Below are 25,704 nucleotides of genomic sequence, written 5' to 3'. Positions count from 1 at the left end.
TGCTTCTGCCTTATGTTGTTTGATTTATTTAGCCGTATCAAGATCTCATTTGTTTGCCTTCCCACACCTTACTAACACACCTGCCTATTATTCATTATAAATCCTTCGGATTTTTGTCTTGACAAGCGCACCATTATATTATGTGATGTGCTTATGATACGCTGGAATACTTAAATTGAATAAACATGATAAACAAATATCAGCGGTTGCAAAAAAAATATTATGATGTTACAATAAAAATATCGAGTTATTTTTAAAAATAACTTGAAAAATAGAAAGCGGGAGGCTTGTATTATGAAAAAGAAATTTTTGGTGGTGATGTTGGCGGTTTGTTTGGCCTTGGGCATGTCCGGATGTGGCAGTGGGGAAAGGGCTAAAAAAAATGATTTAGCAGGTCAATCCTTATTGATTTACTGCGGGGCAGGAATGAAAGAGCCCTTCCAAAAGATTGCGGATGCCTTCAAGGAAGAAACGGGCTGTGAAATGAAGGTTACCTTTGCCAATGCGGCCCAGATCCAGACACAGATCACCGAGTCCAAGGAAGGGGATTTCTTTATTGCCGGTTCTGCAGAGGAGGTTAAGCCTGTGAGCCAATATGTCGAAAGCAGCGTGGACTTGGTGAAGCATATCCCGGTTTTGGCAGTGGCCAAGGGGAATCCCAAGGGCATTACCGGCATTGCAGATTTAGGGAAGGAAGGCATTGCTACGGTCATTGGTGATCCGGAATCAACCCCCATTGGCAAGATTGCAAAGAAAGCCTTTACGGATTTTGGTGTGGCAGATACTGTAACCCTGGTGGCCACAACTACAACTGCACCCCAGCTGGTCACTGTTATTGCAGCGGGGGAAGCGGATGCCGCCATTGTGTGGAAGGAAAACTGCAATGTGGATGGGGTGGAAATCTGTAACACCACGGATATGGATAAATACGTCAAAACCATTCCTGCAGCGCGCTTGAATTTCAATGGGGACAATAAGGCGGCGGATGCCTTTAATGAATTTTTAGCAGGGGAGACGGCCAAGGATATCTGGACGGCCTCCGGCTACGAATTGGCCCAATGAGAAAGGGCCTGTTCCCGATTTTCAGGCTGATTTGTGGGGGAGCTACCCTGCTGTCTGTTCTGTTCATCGGCGGAAATGTGGCGGTTATTGCATTCCGGGGGGCATCCAGCCTGCCGGAATGCCTTTTTGATGGGGAGACGCTGTTTGCGGTGGGCCTGAGTGTCCGCACGGCGAGTATCTCCAGTCTGCTGTGCTTCGCCTTGGCCATCCCCACGGCCTATACCTTAACCCGGACCCGCATTCCCTGCCGGCCGGCTGTGGAGGTAATTCTGGAGCTCACCCTATCCTTACCCTATATCGTCCTGGGGTTGAGCCTTCTCATAATCTTTGCATCCCCCCTGGGAAAGGCCATTAAGGCTGGTGGCTTCCCGGTGGTGTTCAGTCCGAATGGCATCGTCATTGCACAGCTGGCCGTTAATCTGCCCTTTGCCATCAAGCTGGCAGTAACGGCCTTTAAGGGGGTGGACCGAAAGCTGGAACGGGTGGCGGGACTCCTGGGGGCTACCCCGGGCCGCTGCTTTTTAACGGTGCTGCTGCCCCTGTGCCGCAATGCACTCATTTCAGCCTTTATTCTGGTGTGGTCCCGGGCTCTGGGAGAATTTGGGGCCACCCTCATGCTGGTGGGGGTTACCCGGATGAAAACCGAAACCCTTCCGGCCAGCATTTATCTGAACGTCAGCACAGGGGATCTGGGGACGGCACTGGCCAGTGCCTTCATCCTTTTGGTGATTTCAGTATTGTCCCTGACCCTTGCCAATGTGCTTACCCGGTCTGGGGTGGGGAGGCTGCGTTATGACGAGCACTGAGCCCACACTGGTGGCGGTGGAGAACCTGACCCTTCGGCGGGGGAGTTTTTGTTTGGACAGCGTCAGCCTGACCCTTGATCCCCATGAAATCTTAGCCATTATCGGGAAAACTGGAGCGGGAAAGACTCTGCTCCTGGAGGCCATCGCCGGGTTTTTAAATCCGGATGGCGGGCAGGTGTGCTACCATGGGGTGCCCGTACAGGCGGTTCCCCTTCACCGGCGAAATATCGGTTATTTGTATCAGGATTATAATTTGTTCCCCCACCTTACCGCTGGGGAGAATATTGGATACGGCCTTAAGCTGCGGCGGCTGCCCAGAAATGAAATACGCACCCAGGTGGCGGAGATGGCAGCACATTTTGGAATAACCGCAATCCTTGGGCAATACCCCGGGACCCTCAGCGGTGGGGAGCAGCAGCGGGTTGCCCTGGCCCGGGCCCTCATTACCCATCCCGCTCTTTTGCTACTTGACGAGCCCTTTTCAGCACTGGACCCGGTGACCAAGGAGCGTTTTTATGGACTGATGCGGGGCATTCGGGAGGATTTTCATTGCGGGGTGATCTTTGTCACCCACAATTTTAATGAGGCCGAGGAGCTGGCGGACCGTGTGGGTGTGCTGATGGATGGACGGCTCATGGGTATTGTGCCAAGCCAGGCACTGTATACCGCAGACTGGAGCCCGGCAGTTCGGGAATTTCTGGGGATTGTCCCAGGGGAGGAAAAATGACGAAAAAAGAGCTTTATGGTACCCTGAAAAGGGCCTTTGAAAAAGTATTGAAGGACGCAGCCGTGACAGAGGGATCGGTACAGGTGGTGTGCCGGGGGCTGACACCCGAGGAGGCCATCGGAAAAACACAGCGTCAGGACTTCCCCATTATCACCGGGAAGGATGTTATGATCGAGGCGGTTTATAAGGGGTATCGCGGCCAGGCCTTTACCGATGCCCCCAGCCAGTACACCGGGGGTCTGGGGGAAATCCTGGACCTGGATATTGAAAATAACCCCAGGGACCGGGGGGTGTTTATCGCCACGGTTAATGCGGTGATGGCAGCCCTGGGCCGATGCACGGGCACCGTTCATTGCCGGACCGATGGCCCGGAGCAGTGCGCCCTGGAGATGCAGGCTTATCTGAAAGCATCCTACCCGGAGGCCAGACGGATTGCCCTCATTGGCTATCAGCCGGCACTGCTTGAAATGCTGGCCACCAGCGGCTATGCCCTGCGGGTTCTGGATCTCAATCCAGCTAATGTGGGCCAAAGGCGCTATGGGGTAATGGTGGAGGATGGCAGTGTGATGCAGGATGCCGTCACCGCCGACAGCGATTTGATTTTGTGCACTGGCAGTACCCTGTGCAATGGCACCATTGTGGATTATATGGATTTGCCGGTGCCGGTCCTATTCTTTGGCATTACCATTGCTGGCAGCGCCGATCTTTTAGGCGTTAAGCGGGTGTGCTTTGCAGAGGATTTAAAAAACAGCAGTGGCCGATAAATCGGGGCTACTGCTGTTTTTTTCTGCCATGCCTTTTGACGATAAACGTCTATTACATATAAGTATTTTACATTTGGGAAGTCTTGGGACATACTAGAGCTATAAAAGAAAATCCCATAGAGGAGAATATACATGGAACTCAAACTATTTTTAGACGCTCTGGATGCCGGAGAAGAGGTGGTCACCGGATCACCCCTGCAGCAGTGTATGGATGCCCAGGCCCAGGAGGCCCTTCGGATTACCACGGAAATCAATTCCCGATACCACACACCGGAGGTTTTGGCCGAGCTGTTTTCAGAGCTGACGGGGAAGCCGACACCCAAGGGCTTCGGTCTCTTTCCCCCTTTTTATACGGATTGTGGTAAAAACATTCACCTGGGTGAGAACGTGTTTATCAATTCCGGGTGTGCCTTCCAGGATCAGGGGGGAATTACCATTGGAGAGGGCTCTCTCGTTGGGCATCAGGTGGTGCTGGCTACCCTGAATCACCATCAGGACCCCAGCCGGCGTGGCCATCTGCTGCCCCAGCCCATCAAAATCGGCCGAAAGGTTTGGATCGGTGCCCATGCCACCATCTGCCCGGGGGTTACCATCGGAGACGGTGCCATCGTGGCGGCAGGGGCTGTGGTGACGGCAGACGTGGCACCCAATACGGTGGTGGGTGGTGTTCCGGCTAAGTGGATTAAGGATATAAAATAAGAAATACGAAAAAAGCATATCTTTAGATAAATGATAGGTATTTTCGTATTTCTTAGCTTTGTTTTATACTGTAGGTGTTCCAGGCATTGTGCCCGGGGCACCTGCTTTTTTTACGCGTAAGCTAACAGAAGTATGGAAGTGGATAGAGCAAGGTCCGTTAAAAGCTTGCTTTTAAAAGGGACTTGGTGTATTCACTTTCACACGGCGCAGCCATGAACGAGTGCAGGTGCGAAGCACCGGAACGAGTTATACTTTCCTCAAATACGCATCAATGGCCCCAGCCGCTTCCTTCCCGGCCCCCATGGCCAGGATCACGGTGGCGGCACCGGAGACGGCGTCTCCGCCGGCGAAGATGCCTTCCCGGCTGGTTTGACCTGTGCCGTCTTCGGCCACGATGCACTGCCAGCGGTTGGTGTCTAAGCCAGCGGTGGTGCTGGAGATTAAGGGGTTGGGGGAGGTCCCCAGGCTCATGATGACGGTGTCCACGTCGATGTCGTACTCACTGCCGGGGATTTCCACTGGGCGGCGTCTGCCGGAGTTATCGGGTTCACCGAGCTCCATTTTGACACAGCGCAGGCCGGTGACCCAGCCGTCCTCGCCTACAAGGATTTCCTTGGGGTTGGTGAGGAGGTGGAACTGGATGCCTTCTTCCTTGGCATGGTGGACTTCTTCTACTCTTGCGGGAAGCTCGACTTCACTTCTTCGGTAGACAATGTATGTGTCGGCGCCTAATCGCAGGGCGGTTCGGGCGGCGTCCATGGCGACGTTGCCCCCGCCGACGACGGCGACCTTGTGGCCTCTGTGGATGGGGGTGTCGTAGTCTTTAAAGGCCTTCATGAGGTTGTTCCGGGTGAGGTATTCATTGGCGGAGAAGACACCGTTGGCCTGTTCCCCGGGGATGCCCATAAATTTAGGGAGTCCGGCACCGGAGCCGATAAAGACGGCATCGAAGCCTTCGTCGTTCATGAGCTCGTCAATGGTGGTGGCTTTGCCGATGACGACGTCGGTTTCGATTTTGACACCGAGCTTTTTGACGTTTTCCACTTCTTTGGCCACAACGGCTTCTTTGGGCAGGCGGAATTCTGGGATGCCGTAGACTAAGACGCCTCCGGCTTCATGCAGCGCTTCGAAGATGGTGACGGTGTAGCCCATTTTGGCGAGGTCTCCGGCACAGGTGAGTCCGGCGGGGCCGCTTCCGATGACGGCGATTTTTTTGTCCTTGGGTTCAGCGGTGACTGTGGGGACGATATGATGGGCCATGGCCCAGTCGGCGACAAAGCGTTCGAGCTTACCGATGGAGACGGGCTCGCCTTTAATGCCGAGGATACACTGACCTTCACATTGGCTTTCCTGGGGACAGACCCGGCCGCAGACGGCGGGAAGGGCGGAGGCTTCAGCGATGGTTTTAGCGGCTTCTTCAAAGTTCCGTTCGGCAACGTGCCCTACAAACCGGGGGATGTCAATGGAGACGGGACAGCCGGAGACGCATTTAGGCTTTTTACAGTTTAAACAGCGTTCGGCTTCGGAGACGGCTTCTTCTTCGTTATAGCCATAGCAGACTTCTTCGAAGTTGGTGGCTCTGATTCTGGGGTCTTGTTCTCTTACAGGGACTTTTTCCATTCTTTTTGCCATTATGCTTCACCCCTTTCAAGCGGTTTCAATCCGCCTTCAGCGGATTGCTCCGGGTCAATCCTTTCGTTTGCCCCTCGAGCGACGGTCGCCCCTGCTCCCGTCTTACAATGTTCGCACCCGCCGTGGTGGGTGTCGCCTTCTTCTAATTCTAAGAGCTTTCGTCCTTCTTCGTTTTTATACAGGGTCTGACGGCGCATGGCCTGGTCGAAGTCTACTAAGTGGCCGTCAAATTCAGGACCGTCTACACAGGCAAATTTGACTTCGTCTCCCACGGTGAGGCGGCAGGCGCCGCACATGCCGGTGCCGTCCACCATGATGGGGTTCATGGAGACGATGGTGGGAATGCCCAGCTTCTTGGTGAGCAGGCAGACGAATTTCATCATGATCATGGGGCCGATGGCGACGCACACATCGTAGGCATGGCCTTGGGCAACTAAATCCTCAATGACTTTGGTAACCATACCGTGACGGCCATAGGAGCCATCATCGGTGGTGATGTAGAGATTACCGGCGACGGCTTCCATTTCCTTTTCCAGGATGAGCAGGTCTTTATTCTTAGACCCGACGATGACATCCACGGGGATGCCCTGTTCGTGCATCCATTTCACCTGGGGGTAGACCGGGGCGGCACCTACGCCGCCGGCGACAAAGAGGATTTTCTTGGACTTTAAGGTGTCGAGATCTTCTTCAATTAATTCGGAAGCGCAGCCCAGGGGTCCGATGAAGTCTAAGAAGGCATCGCCTTCTTTTAACGCAGCCATGCGGATGGTGGAGGCCCCCACCTCCTGGAATACGATGGTGACGGTGCCGGCTTCCCGGTTATAGTCACAGATGGTTAGGGGGATGCGTTCTCCCCTTTCGTCCATGCGGACGATGATGAATTGTCCGGGTTCACAATGCTTGGCCACCCGGGGGGCAAGGACGTCCATCAGGACGATGTTGTCTGCCAGGTGCTTGGCTCCTACGATTTTGTACATAGTTCCTCCTCTAATTTCGCCCTGTTGTAGGGTCTTGATTAAACCAGTAGCGCACCAGACTCTTTATGGTCCGGCGTTCAATGCGTTGTCTGTGGGTCAGGTATTCCAAATGGGCGATGGTTTCACCAACGGCAAACCACTTTTGGCCCACGGGGAATTCCGGCCACTTCTTCCCCCGCATGGACCAGGTCATCCGGGAGGCAATCTCATAGGCGGTAAGCCCTGGATTAGTCTGGACCACGGTCAGGGTCTCCTGGAGGCGATGCCCATGGTGTTCCTCCAGCTGACGGACGCGGGTGAGAAGGTCCAGCATATTGTTGCGGTGGGCCGGAAGGGGGAGAAGCACCGGATATTCCACAATTTTTTTCAGGCTTTCCAGATAATTTGCCAGGGAATCCTGAACCCCTGGCCAAATGGTGATGTTGGGGGTGATATCGAAAAGGACATGATCCCCGAGGAATAAGGTGCTCGCCTTGGGAAGATACAAACAGGTGTGCCCGGGGGTATGCCCCGGGGTGGTAATGGCTTTAAACTCCTGGCCGGCAAAGTTTAAAATATCCCCATCCATGACAGGGTGGGCATCAAAGGTGGATTCGGCCATGTAGATGATGGCGTGGTTATTGGAGGATTGCAGGTCCAGCTCGGCCTGGGGAAAGCCCTCCCGGAAAAACACCTTTGAAAGATAATCAAACCCTGCACCGGAGCGCATATCCTTAAAAATAGCGTGGTCCGTGGGATTCATGTAGATGGTACAGCCCTTTTCTGCCAGCTTAACGGCCAGGCCGGTGTGGTCCCCGTGGAGATGGGTTAAAAACAAATCCGTTTTGGTCAGATCAATGGATAACTCCGAAAGCCCCTCCATCAGGGCGGTTAAGCACTCCGGCCGATTAAACCCTGTATCGATGATCAGGGGGCGGTCAGCCTCTGGAAAAACGTAGGCGTTGAGTACCTTTAGGGGACTATTGGGCAGGGGAACGTCGATTTTATAAATGGATGGATTGGTATGGACTTGAGTAAGCATGGGAATAACCTCCTTAGATAATGGCGAATCGGTTCTGACGCCGGGGAATGGGTTTAGCGGGCCATTTTTTCGGATAGCCCAGGGAAACCATGGCGGCGAGCTCTCCCATTTCCGGGGCGAACTCCTCACCCAGGACAGCACCGTATGGGGTTTGCCCCGGGGCAGTCAGCCAGCAGGAGCCAATCCCCAGGGATCGGGCGGCGAGAAGGGCGTTTTCGATGGAGGCGGCCACGCCCTGGAGGGCCGTCTTTTCACAGGGGGTGCTGCCGCCCTGCATAAAAACCAGCAGGATGACAGGGGCTCCGCCAAGGGTGCGGATGAACTGCCGGGTTTCTGCCAGCACCTCAGGATGGCGCTGGAAGCGGGCGGCGAGGGTTTCGGATAATGCGCTGTCTACCTCGGCCATCAATTGGAGGAGTCGCTGCCGTTTGGCATCGCTCTGAACCGCAAGATAGTACCAGGGCTGAAGATTATCCCCAGAGGGAGCCATGGCCGCCGCATCCAATACTGCTTGTAAATCCGGACTGGAAATGGGGCGGTCGGTATATTGGCGAATACTCCGCCGGGCGTGGATACATTCGAGGGTGTGCATAGAAAACTCCTTAATTTAATCACGATTATATGGTTACCATTCTGGGGCAAGCCCGGGGAAAAGGGAAGTGTCAAATCCATTTTTATGTCCAGTTTATGACATTTGCGAAGCAATGTCCAGGATTAAGACGAAGGAAGGGCATGAGCGGACAATAGCGGGGCAATGTCCAGTTTGGTACACGTCTAAGCCTTTGTCTCTTCCGCTTAGGAAAAGAGGGGTTTATACTTCTTCCTATCAGCAGGGTGTGTCTGTACGCACTGCTCTGTAAACCAATTCAGAGAGGAGTTTTATTAGAATGAGTATTCGATTAACCGAAGATCAAGCTGAACTAAAGGCCTTGATTGGGTCCTTTATGGAAAATGAGGTCAAGCCCCAATTACGGGAGCTGGACGAAAAGGGGGATTTCCCGGTGGCGCTGTATAAAAAGGCCTTTGACCTGGGCTTCCACTGCCTGGCCATTCCTGAGGAATACGGCGGAAGTGGCTGTGATCACACCACCATGGGGATTTTACTGGAAGAAATTGGCCACACGGACCCGGGATTCGCCATTACCATTTTATGTACGGCCCTTGCCCTGGAATGTGTACTCATTGGGGGGAATGAAGCCCAGAAAAAGAAGGTCTGTGACATCATCGTTCCCGGTGGCTTTGGCTCCTTCTGCTTAACGGAGCCGGGCAATGGCTCAGATTCCGTGGCCATGCGCACCACCTACCGCAGAGATGGGGACAGCTTTGTGTTAAATGGTTCAAAGTGCTTTGTCACCAATGGACAGGAAGCTGGTGTGTTCATTGTCTTTGCTACCAAGGATCGTTCCCTGGGTGCCAAGGGGATTTCTGCCTTTATTGTGGAACCGGGAACACCGGGGCTGGCGGTGGGCAAGCATGAGGATAAAATGGGTCTGCGTCTCTCCAATACCACGGATGTTGCCTTGACCGATGTCCGTATTCCGGCAGAAAACCTCCTGGGTGAAGAAGGCAAGGGAATGCGCATCGCCCTGGCGGGTCTGGATCAGGGACGCCTGAACAATGCAGCCATTGCCACGGGAATCTGCCAGGCCGCCCTGGATGCAGCTGTGGATTATGCCAAGCAGCGGGAATCCTTTGGGGTGCCCATCATCCGCCATCAGGCCATCCAGATGATGTTGGCGGATATGGCAATCCAGACCGAAGCCGCCAGACTTCTGGTTTACAACGGGATGCAGGCCCTGGATGCTGGTCAGAGGGTTAGCAAGGAAGCCTCCATGGCTAAGACCTTCTGCGGGGACTCTGCGGTGAAGGTCGCCACCGATGCCGTGCAGGTCTTGGGTGGCTATGGCTACAGCAAGGAATATCCGGTGGAAAAAATGATGCGGGATTCTAAAATATTCCAAATCTTTGAAGGCACCAACCAGATCCAGCGAGTGGTCATCGCCCGGACCTTGGAAAAAGAATAAAAAGAGTGTGCGGCGCCTGGCGCAGCAAAGGAGGCAGATATGGATTTTAAAGGACTATTGTATGAAAAACGCGGGCGGATTGGGATTATTTCCTTCCATCGCCCGGAAGTACTCAATGCCATGAATACGGATACCGTCATCGAAATGAAAAAGGTCTTTGACCTGATGGAGGAGGACCCCGATATTCGATGCGTCATTCTGACCGGGGAAGGGTCCCGGGCCTTCTGCGCCGGCGGGGATATCCACGAAGAGGCAGAAAAGGATGTGTTGGCCGCCTATGAGTTTGTCAGAAACGGCGGGGAGCTTTTAGAAAAGATGGAGCGTTTTAAAGCGCCCATCATCGCAGCCATTAATGGCTACTGCTTAGGCGGCGGCGTGGAATTTGCCATTGCCTGTGATCTGCGCATTGCAGCGGACAATGCGCTGATGGGCTCCCCGGAAATTACCCTGGGGGTTTATCCCGGATGGGGCGGGACCCAGCGCCTGCCCCGGCTCATCGGGATGTCCAAGGCTCGGCTGATGATGTACACCGGGGATAAATACCATGCCCAGGAAGCCCTGGCCATGGGCCTGGTGGACCAGGTGGTGCCGGCAGAATCCCTGATGGAATCAGCCATGGCCCTTGCTGAGAAGATTGCATCCCGGGCCCCCCTGGCTATTCGCTACATCAAAACCTCGGTTTACGATGGGATGCAGTGTGATTTGCAGCGGGCCCTTCAGATGGAAGCTGCCCTGTTCGCCCATCTGTACGCCACCCAGGATACCAAGGAGGCCTATGCCGCCTATCTTGAAAAACGGGAACCCAAGGATTTTATTGGGCGTTAGGCGGTACACCATATTATTGAAAGAGAGCAGTCGATGAGTAATAAAGAAGTTGAACTGAATCGGGATGCTGACGGCTTGGTCCGGGAAGAAACCCAGGGAGGGATTTACATCAAGCCCAAGTACACCCCCGAGGATTTAAAGGACAATGATTATGCCCGGGATATTGGGGACCCGGGTGTCTATCCCTTCACCCGGGGGATTTATCCCAAAATGTTTCGGGACCGGTTATGGCTCAAGGCTTTTTTGGTCAGCTACGATACCCCGGAATCCACCAATGCCGCCTTTAAATCCTATATTGAAAATGGCCTGAACGATCTGCGTCTGACCTGTGATCTTCCCACCCAAAATGGCTTTGATCCCGATCATCCCCTGGCGCTGTCCTCCATGTTCTGCGGGGGGATCTGCTCCTACGCCATTAATACCTACGAGATTATGTTAGAGGGCCTTCCCTTGGAAAACACCGTTTACGAGGGCGGCTTTATGAATGTGCTGGACGCCATTTATTTCCACGGGCTGTTGGTCGCCATGATTGAAAACCGGGGAGGGGATATCAGCAAGCTCTTGGGCACCGATATTGCTGATCCCATTCGGAGCAAGCTGGTCTACGGGGACCCCTCCTGGCCCACGGAGGTGGAACGCCGGGTCCTCCAGGATCATATTGAATATTGTCTGGAGCATACCCCCAAATGGAAGCCCGTGGTGCCCAACGGCATCGATCCCTGTCAGGCCGGTATGAACGCCGTCCATGAGCTGGGTGAGGTATTGGCTGTAGCCACTGCCGTCCTGGATGACTTTTGTGCCCGGGGTCACAGCATTGATGAATTTGGTCCTATGGTCTTTGCCATGGATGCAGAATCCGATGTGTTTGAAAGCATCGCAAAATTCCGGGCAGCCAGACGGATGTGGGCCCGAATCGCCAAGGAACGCTTCGGAGCAAAGAAGGATTCCACCATGAAGTTAAAAATTGGAATCCGTACCTCGGGCTTATCCCTCCAGGCCCAGAAGCCTTTAAATAATGCGGCCCGGGTCACCCTCCAAACCCTGGCTGGTGTCCTGGGCGGGGTTAATTCCATCGACGCCTGCAGCATTGATGAAGCCATGGGGCTGCCCTCCCACGAAGCACGGATGTTTACCATGGATATGCAGCAAATTTTAGTCCATGAGGCCAATATTCCCTTAACGGCCGATCCCCTGGGGGGCTCCTATTATCTGGAGGCCCTGACGGATCAGCTGGAGGTGGAGGCCAGTGCCTATCTCCATGAAATTGAGAAAAATGGCGGGGTCTTTGCGTGTTTAGAAAGCGGGTGGCTCTACGGCATCATGGAAGAGGACCGTCTGCGCTGCCAGCAGGAAAAGGCCAGCGGCAAGCGGCTGATCGTCGGGAATAATGCCTATGTCGGGGAGGAAGGTGCCGTCAACAAGGCCATTGCCGATTGTGTTTACACGGTTCCCCTGGAGGACGTCCGGAGGGAACGTATTGCTGAGGTAAAGGCCTTCCGGGCATCGAGAGATCCTGAGCAGGTGGCCCAGGCGGTTAAAAGACTCTACGATGATACCAAAAGTGGGGCCAATATATCCCGGGCTGTCATTGACGGCGGTAAGGTGGGTCTCACCATTGGCGAGGTCTGCGGCATCGTTCGACTGGGTTACGGTCTGAGCTATGACTCCGTCAACATGATTGAGACGCCGGACTATATAAAAGGTGCCTTGAAAGAAGCAGGAGTGTGAAGAAAATGCCCAGAAAAATAAGAGTGCTCATCGGTAAGGTGGGCTGCGATATCCACGAACGGGGAGCCCTCACCCTGATAAATGTCCTGCGCAACGCCGGTATGGAGGTGATCTATACCGGCCGCTACCAATCCGAGGAAAACATCGTAAAGGCCGCCATCGCCGAGGATGTGGATGTTATTACCATTTCAGATTTAACCGGGGGCCTGGTGGTTATTTCCAAAAAGATTATGGAAGCCATGGCGCAACTGGAGGTGGATATTCCGGTGATGTGCGGCGGACTGATGACCGAGGAGGATAAGACACAGATGGCCACCATGGGGATTCGTGCCTGTATGGGAACGGACAGTGCCGTGGATGATTGTGTGGCTAAGGTCTTTGAGGTGGTTGGTGTGCAACCCGAGGATTACTAAGGGGAGGTGAAGGTTGTGGGGCGGTATGCCATTCCAGAGCTGATTGCAGGGCTTAAGGCCCGGGATTGGCGGGTACTGGGAAGAGCCATTACCATGGTGGAGAATAATGCCGATGGTAAGGAAGCATTGATGGATTACGCCTGCGCCAATGCCCGGGAGGATGGATTGATTCTGGGAATTACCGGTGCCGGCGGAGCCGGAAAATCAACCCTCATTGATAAGCTGGTTCAGATTTATCTGAAGGAAGAGAAACGGGTGGGTATCCTATCCGTGGACCCCAGCTCCCCCTTTACCGGCGGGGCCCTCCTAGGGGATCGGATTCGCATGGGGGGATGTACCCCCAGTGCAGAAGTGTACATGCGGTCCTTTGCCAGCCGGGGTGCCTACGGGGGGATTTCCCAGGGAGCCAAGGATGCCCTGTATCTGTACAAGGCCTTCGGCTTTGATGTCATCATCATTGAAAGCCTTGGGGTTGGCCAGGCAGAAACGGATATTTCCGCCTTTGCCGATGTGACAGCAGTGGTGCTGGCACCAGGGAATGGTGACGGTATCCAGCTGGCCAAGGCCGGTACCCAGGAGATAGCCGATCTCTACGTCATTAATAAAGGGGATAAGCCCGAAGCCGGTGCCCTCCGCCTCCAGATACTTTCGGCTTTGGAGGCTGTTCCAGAAGATCGCCGCCCGGCAGTGGTGACAGCCTCAGCCACCGGAAATCAGGGAATCGACACCCTGGTGGAGGGGATTGACTCGGCGGCAAAAAAGTTTGGACATCTTAGGAAAATGAAAAGAAGGGCTCGGATCGAAAATGAAATTTATACCAGTGTGCTCCGGCACCTGGAGGAACCCATTAAAAAAAGGACACGGGTCCTTTTGACCGATGTCCTGGAAGGGAAGTGCACACCCCACGGGGCGGCAGCCCTTTTAGCTGCAAAAATAAAAATTGAGGATTAATCCTCCTCAGTATCCTCTGGGTAGAGGGGGATAAAGTCCTTAATACACTGGGGCATACAGCCCAGGGTCAGCTCGGCCTGACGTTCCGGAGTACCCGGGGCGCCGTTGAGCAGCCACTGCATAAAGGTAGAGGAGCCCCCGGCGGCATTGAAATGGAGGGCGTATTCCACCTCTTCGGTGAGAAACTCCTCCCCGTGATGGGTCTTGATGAAATTTCTGTAGTAGCGATAGTTTTGGGAATACAGGGCATCGGAAAGGGAGTTTTGCCCATCCAGCTTACAGGCATCCTTTAGAAAATCGCTGATTTTCTGGGCTTCCTGGTGCAGGTTTACCAAGTAAGCATAATAGCCCTTGGTGTTGACCAGCTTAGCCTCACCCGCTAGGGTCCGCAGATAAATCCAGTAAATTAAATCGTTCTTATCCTGGAAATGATTATAAAAGGTCTGTCTGCCGGTACCGGCCCGGGTGACAATATCCGTTATGGTGATTTTACGCAGTGGTTTTTCTTTATCCAGCTCGATGAGTGCATTCGCCAGTAGGCGTTTGACATTAATAGCCATAATCAACCTCCGTTTATTGAAAGCAGAGCAGTTTCAACAATGCTGCCGTTTACTTATTTTTTATCATATCATAATTCAAATGAAATGTGTAGGGTCAAATATTCTGAGAAAAAATATTGAAGAGGAGAAATCAATATGAAAGTAGCAGTTTTTGGAGCAGGAACCATGGGAATCGGCATTGCCCAGCTCTTTGCCGCCTATGGCAATACCACCTTAATTTACGCCAGCAGCCTGGCCTCCGCAACACGGCATCGGGATAATCTGGCGGCTAAGCTTACCAAGCGGGTGGAACGGGGTAAGATGACTGAGGCGGATCGGCAGAGCATCCTGGACCATATTAAGGTGGTGGAAAAAAGTGAAGCTGCCGATGCGGATTTGATCATTGAGACCGTAAAAGAGGAAATGGGCATTAAACGGGAGCTGCTTTTCGAGTTAGACGGGATGTGCAAGCCGGAAACCGTCTTTGCCACCAATACCTCTGCCCTGTCCATTACGGAGATGAGCCAGGGGCTTAAGCATCCCCTCATCGGTATGCACTTTTTCTTTCCGGTTCCCGCCATGCGCTGTATCGAGGTGATCCGTGGGGTGGCAACGCCCCAGGAAACCGTGGATTATATAAGAGACGTCTCCCAATCCCTGGGAAAGGAAATGGTGGAGGTGTCCGAGTCCCCAGGCTTTGTGGTCAATCGCCTTATTGTGCCCTTCCAGAATGAAGCCATCGGTTTGGTGGAAAGCGGCGTGGCCTCGGTGGAGGATATCGATCGGGCCATGATGCTGGCTCTCAACCATCCCATTGGTCCCTTAATGCTGGCGGATGCATCGGGGCTGGATGTGGTACTGGCCATTATGGAAACCCTGTACAGGGAAACCGGAGACCCCAAATACCGCCCGGCACTGCTGCTGCGGAAAATGGTACGAAGCGGGAACCTGGGCAAAAAAACGGGAAAGGGCTTCTACGATTATACCAAATCTTAAATGGACAATTTAAAGGAATCATCCACAAATTGATAAGGGATGCTTGGTATCCATTTCAAGACAAAAAAATGGGAGAATCCACTTCGGGGCATCCACCGGCCCTTGTATATTTACTAATGGTGGACGGACGGTATAATGAAATCAAATACAGGACAGGGCAGTGTGCCCGTCCAGTGATATGAGAGAGGAGTATTGGTTATGTATGAAAATACCTGTTTAAAGGGGCTGCGGGTCCTGGATGTAACAAAGTATCTCGCAGGGCCAACCACTTGCCAGATCCTAAGCGATATGGGGGCCGAGGTCTGGAAAATCGAACGGATTGGCACCGGGGATGATGGCCGGGCCTTCGCTCCCTTTATCGATGGGGAGTCGGGCTGGTACCACGCCTTTAATCGGAATAAGCACAGCATCACCCTGAATTACACCAAGCCCGAGGGCCTTGAATTATTCTATGAATTGGTGAAGGAATGTGATGTGCTCATTGAAAACAGTGCAGCAGGGGTAATGCAGAAATATAAGATTGACTACGATACGGTGGTGAAGATCAACCCCTCCATTGTCTATGGCTCCATCTCCGGCTATGGCCAGAAGGACAGCCCCTACGTTAATTATCCGGCACTGGATGGCTGTGCCCAGGCCTTTGGCGGACTCATCTCCATGAATGGCCAGCAGGATCAGCCCGGGGGAAAGGTTGGCCCGGGTGCTGTGGATGAGATTGCCGGGTACATGTGTGCCATTGGTGTGCTGGGCGCATTGGTGGAACGGGGCATCTCCGGCAAGGGCCAGCATGTGGATGTGGCCATGGCGGATGCCTGTCTGAATTTCAACGAAAACGCCGTAACCTATGCCTCCTTCACCGGAGAAAACATGCCCCGGTGCGGCAATGGCCATATCGCCCTGGGAATGACAGGGTGCTACGATACCTTAGAGGGGAAGAGTACCTTCTACATGAACATTCCCTCAGACAAATTTGCCTATCAGATGCTAGACATTATCGGTCATCCGGAACTGAAAGAGAACAAGGCCAAAGACAATGCCTCCCGACGGGAAAATTGGAAACTTCTGGATGAGTTGATTAATGAATATACTTCCCAGTTCTCCCGGGATGAAATCATCGCAAAGCTTCGGGAAATGCGGGTCCCCTGTGCACCGGTCAACACCATTATGGATTGCATGGCGGATGAACACTTTAAACAACGGGGCTCCATTGCAGAGCTCACCCATCCCAGAATTGGGAAATACGCCGTAACCATGACCCCCTTCAAGTTTTCCAGAACCCCCTTCAGAGAGCCCGTTCCGGCAGAGGATATCGGCCAGAGCAACGCACTGGTATACCAGGGGGTTCTGAAGAAAACCGATGCCGAATTGGAATCACTGAAGGCCCAGGGCGTCATTTAGCCAGGGCCATTAAACCGGTAGTAAAAAAATTTACATAAAAAACAAAAAAGGAGTAATACTATGGTGGAATTTGAAAGAATCAGCGAGGAAGAATTATACAACCTGCGAATGAAATTGCGTAAGATTGTAGAAGAAGAGCTGGAACCCTTAGGGGATGAAATGGATAAAACCAATGTTTATCCTGAAAAGATGTGGGAAATTGGGAAGAAGTATGACCTCTTCCGCATGACCATGCCCAAGGAATACGGCGGCATGGGCCTGGGTAAGGAACAATGGTTTACCCTTTTAGAAGAATTTGGCCGGGGGAACAACGCCTTTAGAATGTTCTTCCACATTGCCAATGGCATGGGCTGGGAAATCATGTACGATCACGGCTGTGATGAGCTGAAACAGGAATGGCTGCCTAAGCTGGCCACCGGGGATAAATTCATCGCCTTTGCCCTTACTGAAGAAGGCTGCGGCACCGGTGCGGATATTCAGTCCACTGGTGTTAAAAAGGGTGACAAATGGGTCCTCAATGGTAAAAAGACCCTCATCTCCTTTACCGATGTCTGTGATGCCATCAATATCGTGGTCATCACCGATGACAGCAAGCGTCAATCCGGCGGAGCCCACACCACCTTTATGGTACCGGTGAACACCCCCGGCCTGCGCATGGAAAATATGCCCCATATGATGGGCTGCCGTGGTGTCGGCCATGCCTATGTCTACATGGAAAATCTGGAAATTGATGATAAATACCGTATGGGGCCAGTGGGCGAAGGCTTATCCGTCGCTGTTAATTCCCTGGCTATTTCAAGAGGTTCCATGGCCGTGTGTATGCTCGGGATCAGCCAGCGTCTCCTGGAGCTCAGCATCAAGCGGGCCAACGAACGGGTGACCTTCGGTAAGCCCTTAATTAAACGTCAGGCGATTCAGTCCCTCATTGCCGATATGGCTACGGACATCCATGCCCTGCGTCTCATGGTCCATGACTGCGGCTACAAGTTTGACAATGATTTGGGGGATTTAGATGAAATCACCTCCATGTGTAAGCTCTTTGCCACCAAGGTATCCAAGGAATGCACTGACAGTGCCCTGGAAATCTTCGGCGGTATCGGCTACTTCGAGGATAACCCCTACGGCCCCGTGGAACGGCTGTACCGTGACTGCCGAGCGCTGTGGTTAGAAGAAGGACCTCCGACCATCCAGCGACTCAATGTACTCCGTGCAGTCAATGAAAAGGGCGGGGAATTCAGAATCAATAACTATTTCTAGGATTCAGAAAGCGATCGAACATGGAAGAATATTTTTTGACAGAAGAGCAAAAGGACCTGCGGGCCCTCATTAAAGACTTCATGGTGGGAGAGGTGAAGCCCCATATCCAGGAGGTGGATGAAAGCGGTGAGTTTCCCGTTGAAATCTATAAAAAAGCCTTTGATTTAGGCTTTCACACCCTCCACTTCCCCGAAGAGTACGGCGGTGGCGGACTGGATTTCTCCACCATGGGCGTACTCCTGGAAGAAATGGGCTATACCGAATCGGGCTTTGCCCTGACCATGTTAGCCATTGGCACACCCATTGAATGTGTGATGCACGCGGGTAGCCCTGAGCAGAAAAAACGGGTGGACCAGCTCATCCAAAACGGCGGCTTTGCCGCACTCTGCCTGACCGAGCCCAGCTGCGGCTCAGACTCTGCCGCCCTGCGTTCTACCTATGTAGAAGAGGGTGAAGAATACGTGATTAACGGGGCAAAGACCTTTGTAACCAATGCCCAGGAATCCGAATTCTTTGTGGTTTTAGCAACCAAGGATAAATCCCTCCGCTCCAAGGGCATCTCTGCCTTTATGGTGGAAAAGGGAACCCCCGGGTTAATCGTGGGTAAGCATGAAAATAAGATGGGCCTGCGCTGGTCCAATACCTGTGATGTGGTCTTAGAGGATTGCCGGGTGCCCAAGAGCGCACTCATTGGTGAAGAGGGCAAGGGACTGCGCACCGCTTTGGGCGCTTTGGACCCTGGCCGTCTGTACAATGCCGCCATCTCTACAGGGATTTGCCAGGCCGCTCTGGATGAAGCCGTGGCCTACGCCAAGGTGCGGACCTCCTTCGGGAAGCCCATCATCGAGCATCAGATGATCCAGGCGAAGCTGGCCGATATGGCCATGCGCACCGAAGCTTCAAGACAGCTGGTCCGTCTGGGAATGGCGAAGCTGGATGCCGGCCTGCCGGCCACCAAGGAAGCCTCCATGGCCAAGGCCTATTGTTCGGACTCAGCGGTGTATGTGGCCACTGAAGCGGTTCAGGTTCTTGGGGGTTATGGCTTCTCCAAGGAATATCCGGTGGAAAAGCTCATGCGGGACTCCAAGATTTTCCAGATTTTCGAAGGAACCAACGAAATCCAACGCATGGTCATTGCCCGGGAATTAGCAAAGGCCTAAGGGCATCATTTAAAGTATTTAAAGCAAGGGAGGTGAAAGGATGAGGACCAGGGAGCACAAACGGGTTTACAGCAGGGAATGTACCATCAGTCATTCACCAGGCTACCGGACCCAGGAGCCCATTTTTTACCGCTGCTCAGTCTGCGGTACGGTGGTCGTCCGTATTTCGCCATTGGACGTGGCATCCACGGATTCCCAGGGAGGCGGTCACTGCTGTGATCAACCCATGGAGCGCCTTGAGATTTGTCCGGACACCTCCCCAGATGCGGCCCACGGGATGCGGTTTTGTATCTTTGGGGGCTTTGCCAATAACACCATCCGCATTGAGGTGGATGGCGGAAACCATCCCATGGGTGAGGACCACTGTATCGAGTGGATTTACCTGCGGACCTTCCAGGGCGGACAGATGAAGGTGCTTCCCAAAAAGAAGGATTCCGCAGCGCTGTTTGCCATGGCCGAGGAGGATGCCTATGCCTTTTGCGACCGGGAAATCTGCCGCATGGGCTGGGAAACCTGCCATTTTCAGTGCAAACGTGGGCATATCGCCTATGCCTACTGCAATGTCCATGGGCTTAAGCGTTTAGAATTTTGAGTGTGTGTAATAAATAAAATACAGGATGGAGGAGCGTAATATGCAGAAGAATGTATTCAAAGGTTTGAAAATTCTTGATCATACTGCTTACCTGTTGGGGGGCTATGCCTCACAGGTCTTTGCGGATTTAGGGGCAGAGGTCATCAAGATTGAAAACCCACGGTCCGGGGGAGATCCCGGAAGAACCCTGGCTCCCTTTATTAACGGTGTCAGCTATTATCATTCTGCACTGGACCGCAACAAGAAAAGCGTCACCATCAACATGAAGAGTGAAAAGGGAAAGGCCGCCTATATGCGGCTTCTTAAGGAAGCGGATATCGTCATGGAAAACTTCCGCCCCGGGGTTATGAAGCGTCTGGGCATCGACTACGAGGTGGAAAAACAGATCAAGCCGGATATCATCCATTGCTCTATTTCGGCCTTTGGCCAGGATGATCCGAGAAGCCTCCAGGCCTTTCATGACATGAACTTTGCCGCGCTGTGCGGTTATATGTACTTAAACGGACCCCGTCACAGTGCCCTGCACATGGCGGATATGTCCAGTGCCATGGTGGCGGTACAGGATATGATGGCGGCACTGCTGGAACGCAATGCCACCGGTGAAGGCGCATTCTGTGACGTAGCCATGTTCGATTCCTTAGTGTGGTTTAATGCCAAGCTGGATTCCAGATATCAGTTTAACAACAACCACTTCACCCCCAATGAGCTTACCTTTAAGAACCTGGGCACCTCCATTTGGGAGCTGAAGGATGGCGGACATGTGGTGCTGTGCTTAAGCGAGAACAAATTCTGGAATAACTTCATTGAGCTGACCGGCTTGGAAGAGCTGGGTCCCCATATGTTTGCCCGGGAAGAGGACGTACCGGAGCTCTTTGAAAAAGTAAGAAATATCTTCCTGGGAAAAACCATGGAAGAAGCCAAGGAATGGATCGGAGATCGGGATATCTGCGCCACCTTTGTCAATGACAAGGCCCAGGCCATTGAGTATATCACGAATTCCGGAACTGGTCTTATGGAATACTGTGATTTCCCCTTAACCGGGAAAACCATCCAGACCCGGATTCCCCACAACATTACATCGGTGGATACCGTGCCCCTGAGCCAGGCATCCGCTCCCCCGGAGCTGGGTGAAAATAATGTTGAAGTATTTAAGAGCGTTGGGTATTCCATGGACGAGATTAATGAGATGGCCGAAGAAGGCGCCATTGGTCCAATTGCATAGTGCCAAAGGAGACACACCATGAAAAAGAAAGTTGAAAAAACCCGTTTCACCCTTATTCACATGGCAGATTTTGACGCATACAAGGACGAACACGTCACCCTTACCCCAGAAGAAGAAAAAATCAATAAAGAAAAAAGAATCGTATGGCCCCTGAACTGCTACGCCATTTTAATCCAGCATCCTGAGCTGGGTAATGTGCTGGTGGATACCGGCATCGATGTGGGCTGGGCTGCCCGCTGGCCCAAGGCCTTAGCCGATGGTTACCCCATTAGCCAGATCTTTGATCTCCGGGATAAGCTGGCAGAAATGGACATGACCATTGACGATATCGACATGATCATCATCTCCCATCTCCATTTTGACCACTCCGGGAATATCCGCTTATTCCGGGATACCAAGGCCGGTAAAAACATTGTTGTCCAGGATGCAGAGCTGCGCAACGCCTTCTATCGGGCCAATCTCCAGGATGTTGGGGAAAACCAGTATCTCATGGGCTATGTCCGGGGCGAATTTGACGGTCTGGACGGTATCAACTGGAAGCCTGTGGAAGGGGATGTCAAGCTGGCAGACGATTTGGAATTAATCCTCTTAGCCGGACATACCCCGGGAACCATGGGGGTGGTTGTGCGCACCGAGGAAACCGGAACCGTGGTATTCCCCTCAGATGCCATTTATAATCGCTTTAACTATGGCCCGCCCATTTCCCGTCCGGGGATGTGCACCAATCCCAAGGAATACGACGGCAATGTTGAAAAATGCCGTAAAATCGCTGAGGATGAAGGCGGACAGGTTTTTTTCAGTCACGATGTCACCACTTTTAAAACCTATAAGACCTCGCCGGAATGGTATGATTAAGCCATGACCCGAGGAGCGTATCGTTATGAGTGATTTAAAACCAGATAACCCTAAAAAGTATACCGTTGCCCTGGAGGGGATGCCCGGAAATGGGGACCCCGTTCCAACCCTGAACCTGATTTTCGCCACCCTGTGCTTTTGTTTTTGGGCCAATGCCATCGGGCTGCTGGGCGAAGGGGCCACCCTGGCCATTGGGGTACTCCAGGTTGCTGTTTTTGTAGGCTATACCATTGGAGCCATCCTCCTGTTTAACCGGGGCAATGCCTTTGGCGGAAATGTGTTTTTAGTTTTCGCTACCTTCTTTGGAACCATTGGCGGCTTCAGCAATATTATGCTGGCGGTTTCTCAGATGACGGGGATTCCCTTTGACTACAAGGTTTCAGGGATTTGCTTTATCGTATCCGGTCTCTTCTTGCTCTTCGCACTCCCAGGCCTTTTGACTGCTCCAAAGACCGATTTCCTCTGCTTTTTAACCGGAGGCATCGGCGTTCTGGGGTTCGGTTTGACCGGGGCAGAAATCCTGCCCCCAGTCTGGAATATCGTTGCCGCCTGGGCACTTTTCATCGATGGGGTGATTGCCTCCTATTGTGTGGTTGCCTTAATGCTGGGTTTCTGCGGCATTGAGCTGACCCTGGGGACAAAGCCGTTTATATCCCCCAGTGAGCCTGAGGGTGTGGAAGAAGAAGCTGTTAACGCCTAGATAAAGGCATTCAGATTAATTTTAAGGAGAAAACACAATGTCAAAAAAAATCAATACCATTGCCATTATTGGTGCGGGTACCATGGGCATGGGGATCGCAACCCATTTTTCCATCTACGGCTATACCATCCATTTGTTTGATGCCTTTCCGGAAGCCATTGAAAAGGCAAAGACTCAAATTCCCAGCAATTATAAATCCATGCTGGATTTAGGGGAAATTGATGCAGATCAGGCGAAAAAGGGCGAGGAAAAGGTGCAGTATTTCAGCGATTTAAAGGCTGCGGTCGCTGATGCGGATCTGGTCATTGAAAGTGTTCCGGAAAACAAGGAATTAAAGAAAAAAATCTTCGATGATCTCGATGGTTATTGCCGTGAGGATGCCATTTTGGCCAGCAATACCTCTGGGCTTAAAATCTACGATTTCCTGGAAGTTAAGAATCCTGAACGCCTGGTTATTACCCATTTCTTTGTGCCGGCTTACGTCATGCCCCTGGTGGAAATCGTCCGTGGACCGGAAACCTCGGATGAAACCGTGGCAGCTGTTAAAGCGCTGATGGACGCCACCGGCAAAAGCCCGGCGGTGGTCAACAAGGTTATCCCTGGATTTATTATGAATCGCCTGACCTTCGCCATCTATCGGGAAGGCGCCTATATGGTGGATCAGGGCTGGTGCGCCCCAGAGGATATTGATTCTGCAGTCCGTGCCACCCACGGTTCCCGCTATCCCTTTGAAGGTCCCTTTGAGCTGGTGGACTTCGCCGGGGTGGATACCTATGAAAAAATCTGCGAAAACCTGCTGCCAGAGCTGTGCAATGATTCCTCTGTGCCCAAGAATCTAAAGGATTTATTTGACAAGGGCGATTTAGGGGTTAAATCAGGCAAGGGCTATTTTGATTATGAAGATCCCACAAAATCCCGGGCGGTCCGGGACCGTAAAATCGTTAAAACCATCCAATCCAACCGGAAGATCAAGGATGAGTTTTCAGATTAATTAAAAAATCTATTATTATTACAAACCCTTCTCAATATTAAGCATGGTCCATTTCCCAGGGTGCTTTACACCTGGAAATGGACTGTGTTTTTTTCGTTTTTAGGGGAGGAGCATCCATAGCTGTACATTTCCGGGGTACCGTCAAAAACTGGATAAACGCAGGGGTTTGTCCCTTCCCTTTTGGGGCTCTGGGGCCCATAATGGTATCAATACAGAAAGGTTGTTTGAATTTAACACAGGGTTTTTAGAATGGAGGAGAAAAGCGAAACAGCCCTTTATGTTTAAAATCGGTGGCGGCACGACGGTGTATCTGCAGTGCTTCCCTAAATCCAAATTCGAGAGGAAATATTATGAATTTTCATTTTAACGAAGAAGAACAATCGATTCTAAATATGCTCCATGATTTCAGTGTCAACGAGATCGCACCCATTGCAGCAGAGACGGATGAGGAAGAAAAATTTCCGGAAGGCACCTGGAAGCAGCTGGCAGAAATGGGAATGATGGGTGTTCCCTTTGAAGAACAATATAATGGCTGCGGCCTGAGCTATGTGACCTACATTGGTGTGTGTGAAGAGCTGGCCAAGCATTGTGCCACCACCAGCGTCATGGTGTCCGCGCACACCTCCCTGTGCAGCTGGCCCATTAGCGAATATGGTACAGAAGAGCAGAAGCAGAAATACTTAACCCAGCTGGCATCCGGGGAAGCCCTGGGCGCCTTTGGCCTGACCGAGCCCGGAGCCGGCACCGATTCCGCCATGCAAAAGACCACTGCGGTGGATAAGGGTGACCATTGGGTACTCAACGGTTCTAAGATCTTCATTACCAATGCCGCTTTTGCAGATATTTTCGTGGTCTTTGCCATGACGGATATGGAAAAGGGCAATCGTGGGATTTCCGCTTTCATCGTAGAACGTGACTTTAAAGGCTTTTCAGTGGGCGCCCATGAGAAGAAAATGGGGATTCGCGGGTCCTCCACCTGTGAGCTGATCTTTGAAGACTGCATCGTCCCCAAGGAAAACCTTCTGGGGGAACTCAACAAAGGCTTTAAAATTGCCATGACCACCCTGGACGGCGGACGCATCGGTATTGGTGCCCAGGCCCTGGGGATTGCCCAGGCCGCCATTGATGCCTGTGTCAAGTACACCCAGGAACGGGTACAGTTTGGCAAACGCATCAGCCAGTTCCAGAATACCCAGTTTCAGTTAGCAGATATGCAGGCCCGGGTGGATGCTGCGCGACTCTTAATTTATCGGGCAGCCCAGGCGAAGCAGGATCATGAGCCCTACAGCCATTTGGCCGCCATGGGTAAGCTCTACGCTTCAGAAGCCGCCACCAATGTGGCCAACCGCTGCCTGCAGTTGGTTGGGGGCTACGGCTACACCCGGGAATACCCCTTTGAACGCTACATGCGGGATGCCAAAATTACAGAAATTTACGAAGGCACCAGCGAGGTTCAGCGCATGGTCATTGCCGGCTGGATGGGTGTAAAATAGGCTGACTTCCCTGTGACATCCTGAATCAATTGTTACAAAATTCTCAACAGAAAGGATTTATTATGAATATTTTAGTCTGTGTCAAACAGGTACCGGATACAACGGAAATTAAAATCGACCCGGTTAAAAATACCCTGATTCGTGCTGGGGTTCCCAGCATCCTCAATCCCTTTGATGGCTATGCCTTAGAAGCAGCGGCCCGGATTAAGGATCAGGACCCGGAAACAAAGATTGTGGTGTTATCCATGGGGCCGGATCAGGCCAAGGCAGTTTTAAAGGAATGCCTTGCCATTGCAGCGGATAAAGCCTATTTACTCTCTGACCGTAAGTTTGGGGGGAGTGATACCCTGGCCACCAGCTACATCATCAGCGAATCCGTTAAAAAACTGGAAGAGCTGGAGGGTGCCTTCGATATGATCTTCTGCGGCAAGCAGGCCATCGATGGGGATACCGCCCAGGTTGGCCCGGAAATTGCCGAGCATTTGGGTTTACCCCAGGTGACCTATGCCCTGGAAGCCGCCGTTGCCGATGGCATGCTCAAGGTGAACAAGGAAACCGAAGAGGGCGTTGCGGTCATCGGCGTGGAGCTGCCCTGTGTGGTAACCTACACCAAGCCCGCCTGGGAACCCCGCTATGCCAATATCAAACGCAAGCTGGCGGCCAATCGTGCGGAAATTCCAACATTGACCTCCGAAGATTTACCCACCATCGACTTGGAAAAAGCGGGCTTAAGCGGGTCCCCCACAAAGGTGAAAAAGACCTTTGTCCCCCAGAAGAAAAGCGGTGGCGTAAAAATCCAGGAAGAAACCGTAGAAGAAGCCTCTGCAAAGCTGTTTAAGCTCTTAAGTGATGCGACAATAATTTAGGGAGGA

The 25,704-nt window shown here is 52.4% G+C and carries 25 protein-coding genes and 1 pseudogene; 21 read left to right on the top strand and 5 right to left on the bottom strand.

The annotated features are described in order from the left end of the window. Positions 1 to 345: 345 nt before the first annotated feature. From modA to VB081_RS03410, 5 genes are all read left to right on the top strand, one after another. Entirely contained in the window at positions 346 to 1,062 is a 717-nt protein-coding gene (gene modA / locus VB081_RS03430; RefSeq protein WP_442872701.1) for a molybdate ABC transporter substrate-binding protein, read from the top strand. Then, positions 1,059 to 1,868, top strand: coding sequence for an ABC transporter permease (locus tag VB081_RS03425; protein WP_323399447.1), 810 nt, complete (start codon positions 1,059 to 1,061; stop codon positions 1,866 to 1,868). The genes modA and VB081_RS03425 overlap by 4 nt, the downstream gene beginning before the upstream one ends. Continuing rightward, positions 1,855 to 2,595, top strand: coding sequence for an ABC transporter ATP-binding protein (locus tag VB081_RS03420; protein ID WP_323399446.1), 741 nt, complete (start codon positions 1,855 to 1,857; stop codon positions 2,593 to 2,595). The genes VB081_RS03425 and VB081_RS03420 overlap by 14 nt, the downstream gene beginning before the upstream one ends. Next, a complete protein-coding gene (locus VB081_RS03415; protein ID WP_323399445.1) occupies positions 2,592 to 3,359 on the top strand; it encodes a Rossmann-like domain-containing protein in 768 nt (255 codons plus the stop codon). Before VB081_RS03420 ends, VB081_RS03415 begins: the two co-directional genes overlap by 4 nt. A gap of 132 nt (positions 3,360 to 3,491) precedes the next feature. Next, a complete protein-coding gene (locus VB081_RS03410) occupies positions 3,492 to 4,058 on the top strand; it encodes a DapH/DapD/GlmU-related protein (protein ID WP_323399444.1) in 567 nt (188 codons plus the stop codon). A gap of 246 nt (positions 4,059 to 4,304) precedes the next feature. Here the strand turns inward: VB081_RS03410 and gltA are convergent, their stop codons facing one another. The 4 genes and pseudogenes from gltA to VB081_RS03390 form a co-directional block, all read right to left on the bottom strand. Then, positions 4,305 to 5,690: an NADPH-dependent glutamate synthase gene (gene gltA, locus VB081_RS03405; RefSeq protein WP_323399443.1), complete on the bottom strand. Its 1,386-nt coding sequence runs from the start codon at positions 5,688 to 5,690 to the stop codon at positions 4,305 to 4,307. A gap of 104 nt (positions 5,691 to 5,794) precedes the next feature. After that, positions 5,795 to 6,667 (bottom strand): annotated as a pseudogene (locus tag VB081_RS03400) (sulfide/dihydroorotate dehydrogenase-like FAD/NAD-binding protein); the annotation flags it as partial. 10 nt (positions 6,668 to 6,677) lie between these two features. Then, positions 6,678 to 7,688 carry an MBL fold metallo-hydrolase gene (locus VB081_RS03395; protein WP_323399442.1) on the bottom strand — a complete coding sequence of 337 codons (1,011 nt, stop codon included), beginning with the start codon at positions 7,686 to 7,688 and terminating at the stop codon, positions 6,678 to 6,680. A 13-nt stretch (positions 7,689 to 7,701) separates the two neighbouring features. Further along, positions 7,702 to 8,280 (bottom strand): nitroreductase family protein, encoded by a 579-nt coding sequence (locus VB081_RS03390; protein ID WP_323399441.1) that lies wholly within the window; start codon positions 8,278 to 8,280, stop codon positions 7,702 to 7,704. Between the two features lie 295 nt (positions 8,281 to 8,575). On the opposite strand from VB081_RS03390, the gene VB081_RS03385 reads away from it, so the two are divergent. The 5 genes from VB081_RS03385 to meaB are packed head-to-tail and all read left to right on the top strand — an operon-like array spanning position 8,576 to position 13,629. Further along, the gene (locus VB081_RS03385; protein WP_323399440.1) at positions 8,576 to 9,712 is read left to right on the top strand and encodes an acyl-CoA dehydrogenase family protein; all 1,137 of its coding nucleotides are present in this window, start codon (positions 8,576 to 8,578) and stop codon (positions 9,710 to 9,712) included. Between the two features lie 39 nt (positions 9,713 to 9,751). Then, positions 9,752 to 10,537 carry an enoyl-CoA hydratase/isomerase family protein gene (locus tag VB081_RS03380; protein ID WP_323399439.1) on the top strand — a complete coding sequence of 262 codons (786 nt, stop codon included), beginning with the start codon at positions 9,752 to 9,754 and terminating at the stop codon, positions 10,535 to 10,537. Positions 10,538 to 10,570: 33 nt separating this feature from the next. Beyond that, complete coding sequence (locus tag VB081_RS03375; RefSeq protein ID WP_323399438.1) at positions 10,571 to 12,265, top strand: methylmalonyl-CoA mutase family protein; 1,695 nt, start codon at positions 10,571 to 10,573, stop codon at positions 12,263 to 12,265. A 5-nt stretch (positions 12,266 to 12,270) separates the two neighbouring features. Continuing rightward, positions 12,271 to 12,678, top strand: a complete 408-nt coding sequence (locus VB081_RS03370) for a cobalamin-dependent protein (RefSeq protein WP_323399437.1) — start codon at positions 12,271 to 12,273, stop codon at positions 12,676 to 12,678. A gap of 15 nt (positions 12,679 to 12,693) precedes the next feature. Next, positions 12,694 to 13,629, top strand: coding sequence for a methylmalonyl Co-A mutase-associated GTPase MeaB (gene meaB / locus VB081_RS03365; protein WP_323399436.1), 936 nt, complete (start codon positions 12,694 to 12,696; stop codon positions 13,627 to 13,629). Here meaB and VB081_RS03360 read toward each other — a convergent pair. Then, a complete protein-coding gene (locus VB081_RS03360; protein ID WP_323399435.1) occupies positions 13,626 to 14,189 on the bottom strand; it encodes a TetR/AcrR family transcriptional regulator C-terminal domain-containing protein in 564 nt (187 codons plus the stop codon). The two genes, meaB and VB081_RS03360, sit on opposite strands and share 4 nt — an antisense overlap. A gap of 135 nt (positions 14,190 to 14,324) precedes the next feature. Here VB081_RS03360 and VB081_RS03355 point away from each other — a divergent pair, with 135 nt between their 5' ends. From VB081_RS03355 to VB081_RS03305, 11 genes are all read left to right on the top strand, one after another. Beyond that, a complete protein-coding gene (locus VB081_RS03355) occupies positions 14,325 to 15,164 on the top strand; it encodes a 3-hydroxyacyl-CoA dehydrogenase family protein (RefSeq protein WP_323399434.1) in 840 nt (279 codons plus the stop codon). A gap of 198 nt (positions 15,165 to 15,362) precedes the next feature. Continuing rightward, the gene (locus VB081_RS03350) at positions 15,363 to 16,562 is read left to right on the top strand and encodes a CaiB/BaiF CoA transferase family protein (protein WP_323399433.1); all 1,200 of its coding nucleotides are present in this window, start codon (positions 15,363 to 15,365) and stop codon (positions 16,560 to 16,562) included. A 60-nt stretch (positions 16,563 to 16,622) separates the two neighbouring features. Beyond that, on the top strand, positions 16,623 to 17,819 hold the full coding sequence (locus VB081_RS03345) for an acyl-CoA dehydrogenase family protein (RefSeq protein ID WP_323399432.1): 1,197 nt from the start codon (positions 16,623 to 16,625) through the stop codon (positions 17,817 to 17,819). Between the two features lie 20 nt (positions 17,820 to 17,839). Continuing rightward, a complete protein-coding gene (locus VB081_RS03340; protein WP_323399431.1) occupies positions 17,840 to 18,979 on the top strand; it encodes an acyl-CoA dehydrogenase family protein in 1,140 nt (379 codons plus the stop codon). Positions 18,980 to 19,019: 40 nt separating this feature from the next. After that, positions 19,020 to 19,571 carry a desulfoferrodoxin family protein gene (locus VB081_RS03335; protein WP_323399430.1) on the top strand — a complete coding sequence of 184 codons (552 nt, stop codon included), beginning with the start codon at positions 19,020 to 19,022 and terminating at the stop codon, positions 19,569 to 19,571. A gap of 40 nt (positions 19,572 to 19,611) precedes the next feature. After that, complete coding sequence (locus tag VB081_RS03330; protein WP_323399429.1) at positions 19,612 to 20,793, top strand: CaiB/BaiF CoA transferase family protein; 1,182 nt, start codon at positions 19,612 to 19,614, stop codon at positions 20,791 to 20,793. 18 nt (positions 20,794 to 20,811) lie between these two features. Next, positions 20,812 to 21,648: an N-acyl homoserine lactonase family protein gene (locus VB081_RS03325; protein WP_323399428.1), complete on the top strand. Its 837-nt coding sequence runs from the start codon at positions 20,812 to 20,814 to the stop codon at positions 21,646 to 21,648. 25 nt (positions 21,649 to 21,673) lie between these two features. Then, positions 21,674 to 22,348, top strand: a complete 675-nt coding sequence (locus VB081_RS03320) for a hypothetical protein (protein WP_323399427.1) — start codon at positions 21,674 to 21,676, stop codon at positions 22,346 to 22,348. 37 nt (positions 22,349 to 22,385) lie between these two features. Then, the gene (locus VB081_RS03315; RefSeq protein WP_323399426.1) at positions 22,386 to 23,339 is read left to right on the top strand and encodes a 3-hydroxyacyl-CoA dehydrogenase family protein; all 954 of its coding nucleotides are present in this window, start codon (positions 22,386 to 22,388) and stop codon (positions 23,337 to 23,339) included. A gap of 350 nt (positions 23,340 to 23,689) precedes the next feature. Further along, entirely contained in the window at positions 23,690 to 24,832 is a 1,143-nt protein-coding gene (locus VB081_RS03310) for an acyl-CoA dehydrogenase (RefSeq protein WP_323399425.1), read from the top strand. A gap of 62 nt (positions 24,833 to 24,894) precedes the next feature. Beyond that, the gene (locus VB081_RS03305) at positions 24,895 to 25,698 is read left to right on the top strand and encodes an electron transfer flavoprotein subunit beta/FixA family protein (RefSeq protein WP_323399424.1); all 804 of its coding nucleotides are present in this window, start codon (positions 24,895 to 24,897) and stop codon (positions 25,696 to 25,698) included. The last annotated feature ends 6 nt before the right edge of the window (positions 25,699 to 25,704 follow it).

This window comes from Christensenella sp., assembly GCF_034927525.1.
Classification (GTDB): domain Bacteria; phylum Bacillota; class Clostridia; order Christensenellales; family Christensenellaceae; genus Christensenella.
Note: the sequence above shows the minus strand (reverse complement) of the source record. Positions and strands in the feature narration are given on the sequence as shown.

What these genes read in the sequence shown, in the direction of transcription:
- VB081_RS03355 (WP_323399434.1), top strand. Translation starts at nt 14,325, where the DNA reads ATGAAAGTAGCAGTTTTTGGAGCAGGAACCATGGGAATCGGCATTGCC.
- VB081_RS03310 (WP_323399425.1), top strand. Translation starts at nt 23,690, where the DNA reads ATGAATTTTCATTTTAACGAAGAAGAACAATCGATTCTAAATATGCTC.
- VB081_RS03420 (WP_323399446.1), top strand. Translation starts at nt 1,855, where the DNA reads ATGACGAGCACTGAGCCCACACTGGTGGCGGTGGAGAACCTGACCCTT.
- gltA (WP_323399443.1), bottom strand. Translation starts at nt 5,690, where the DNA reads ATGGCAAAAAGAATGGAAAAAGTCCCTGTAAGAGAACAAGACCCCAGA.
- VB081_RS03390 (WP_323399441.1), bottom strand. Translation starts at nt 8,280, where the DNA reads ATGCACACCCTCGAATGTATCCACGCCCGGCGGAGTATTCGCCAATAT.
- VB081_RS03340 (WP_323399431.1), top strand. Translation starts at nt 17,840, where the DNA reads ATGGAAGAATATTTTTTGACAGAAGAGCAAAAGGACCTGCGGGCCCTC.
- VB081_RS03375 (WP_323399438.1), top strand. Translation starts at nt 10,571, where the DNA reads ATGAGTAATAAAGAAGTTGAACTGAATCGGGATGCTGACGGCTTGGTC.
- VB081_RS03425 (WP_323399447.1), top strand. Translation starts at nt 1,059, where the DNA reads ATGAGAAAGGGCCTGTTCCCGATTTTCAGGCTGATTTGTGGGGGAGCT.
- VB081_RS03385 (WP_323399440.1), top strand. Translation starts at nt 8,576, where the DNA reads ATGAGTATTCGATTAACCGAAGATCAAGCTGAACTAAAGGCCTTGATT.
- VB081_RS03345 (WP_323399432.1), top strand. Translation starts at nt 16,623, where the DNA reads ATGGTGGAATTTGAAAGAATCAGCGAGGAAGAATTATACAACCTGCGA.
- VB081_RS03335 (WP_323399430.1), top strand. Translation starts at nt 19,020, where the DNA reads ATGAGGACCAGGGAGCACAAACGGGTTTACAGCAGGGAATGTACCATC.
- VB081_RS03325 (WP_323399428.1), top strand. Translation starts at nt 20,812, where the DNA reads ATGAAAAAGAAAGTTGAAAAAACCCGTTTCACCCTTATTCACATGGCA.
- VB081_RS03350 (WP_323399433.1), top strand. Translation starts at nt 15,363, where the DNA reads ATGTATGAAAATACCTGTTTAAAGGGGCTGCGGGTCCTGGATGTAACA.
- VB081_RS03380 (WP_323399439.1), top strand. Translation starts at nt 9,752, where the DNA reads ATGGATTTTAAAGGACTATTGTATGAAAAACGCGGGCGGATTGGGATT.
- VB081_RS03330 (WP_323399429.1), top strand. Translation starts at nt 19,612, where the DNA reads ATGCAGAAGAATGTATTCAAAGGTTTGAAAATTCTTGATCATACTGCT.
- VB081_RS03305 (WP_323399424.1), top strand. Translation starts at nt 24,895, where the DNA reads ATGAATATTTTAGTCTGTGTCAAACAGGTACCGGATACAACGGAAATT.
- VB081_RS03395 (WP_323399442.1), bottom strand. Translation starts at nt 7,688, where the DNA reads ATGCTTACTCAAGTCCATACCAATCCATCCATTTATAAAATCGACGTT.
- VB081_RS03410 (WP_323399444.1), top strand. Translation starts at nt 3,492, where the DNA reads ATGGAACTCAAACTATTTTTAGACGCTCTGGATGCCGGAGAAGAGGTG.
- VB081_RS03415 (WP_323399445.1), top strand. Translation starts at nt 2,592, where the DNA reads ATGACGAAAAAAGAGCTTTATGGTACCCTGAAAAGGGCCTTTGAAAAA.
- modA (WP_442872701.1), top strand. Translation starts at nt 346, where the DNA reads ATGTCCGGATGTGGCAGTGGGGAAAGGGCTAAAAAAAATGATTTAGCA.
- VB081_RS03320 (WP_323399427.1), top strand. Translation starts at nt 21,674, where the DNA reads ATGAGTGATTTAAAACCAGATAACCCTAAAAAGTATACCGTTGCCCTG.
- VB081_RS03370 (WP_323399437.1), top strand. Translation starts at nt 12,271, where the DNA reads ATGCCCAGAAAAATAAGAGTGCTCATCGGTAAGGTGGGCTGCGATATC.
- VB081_RS03360 (WP_323399435.1), bottom strand. Translation starts at nt 14,189, where the DNA reads ATGGCTATTAATGTCAAACGCCTACTGGCGAATGCACTCATCGAGCTG.
- VB081_RS03315 (WP_323399426.1), top strand. Translation starts at nt 22,386, where the DNA reads ATGTCAAAAAAAATCAATACCATTGCCATTATTGGTGCGGGTACCATG.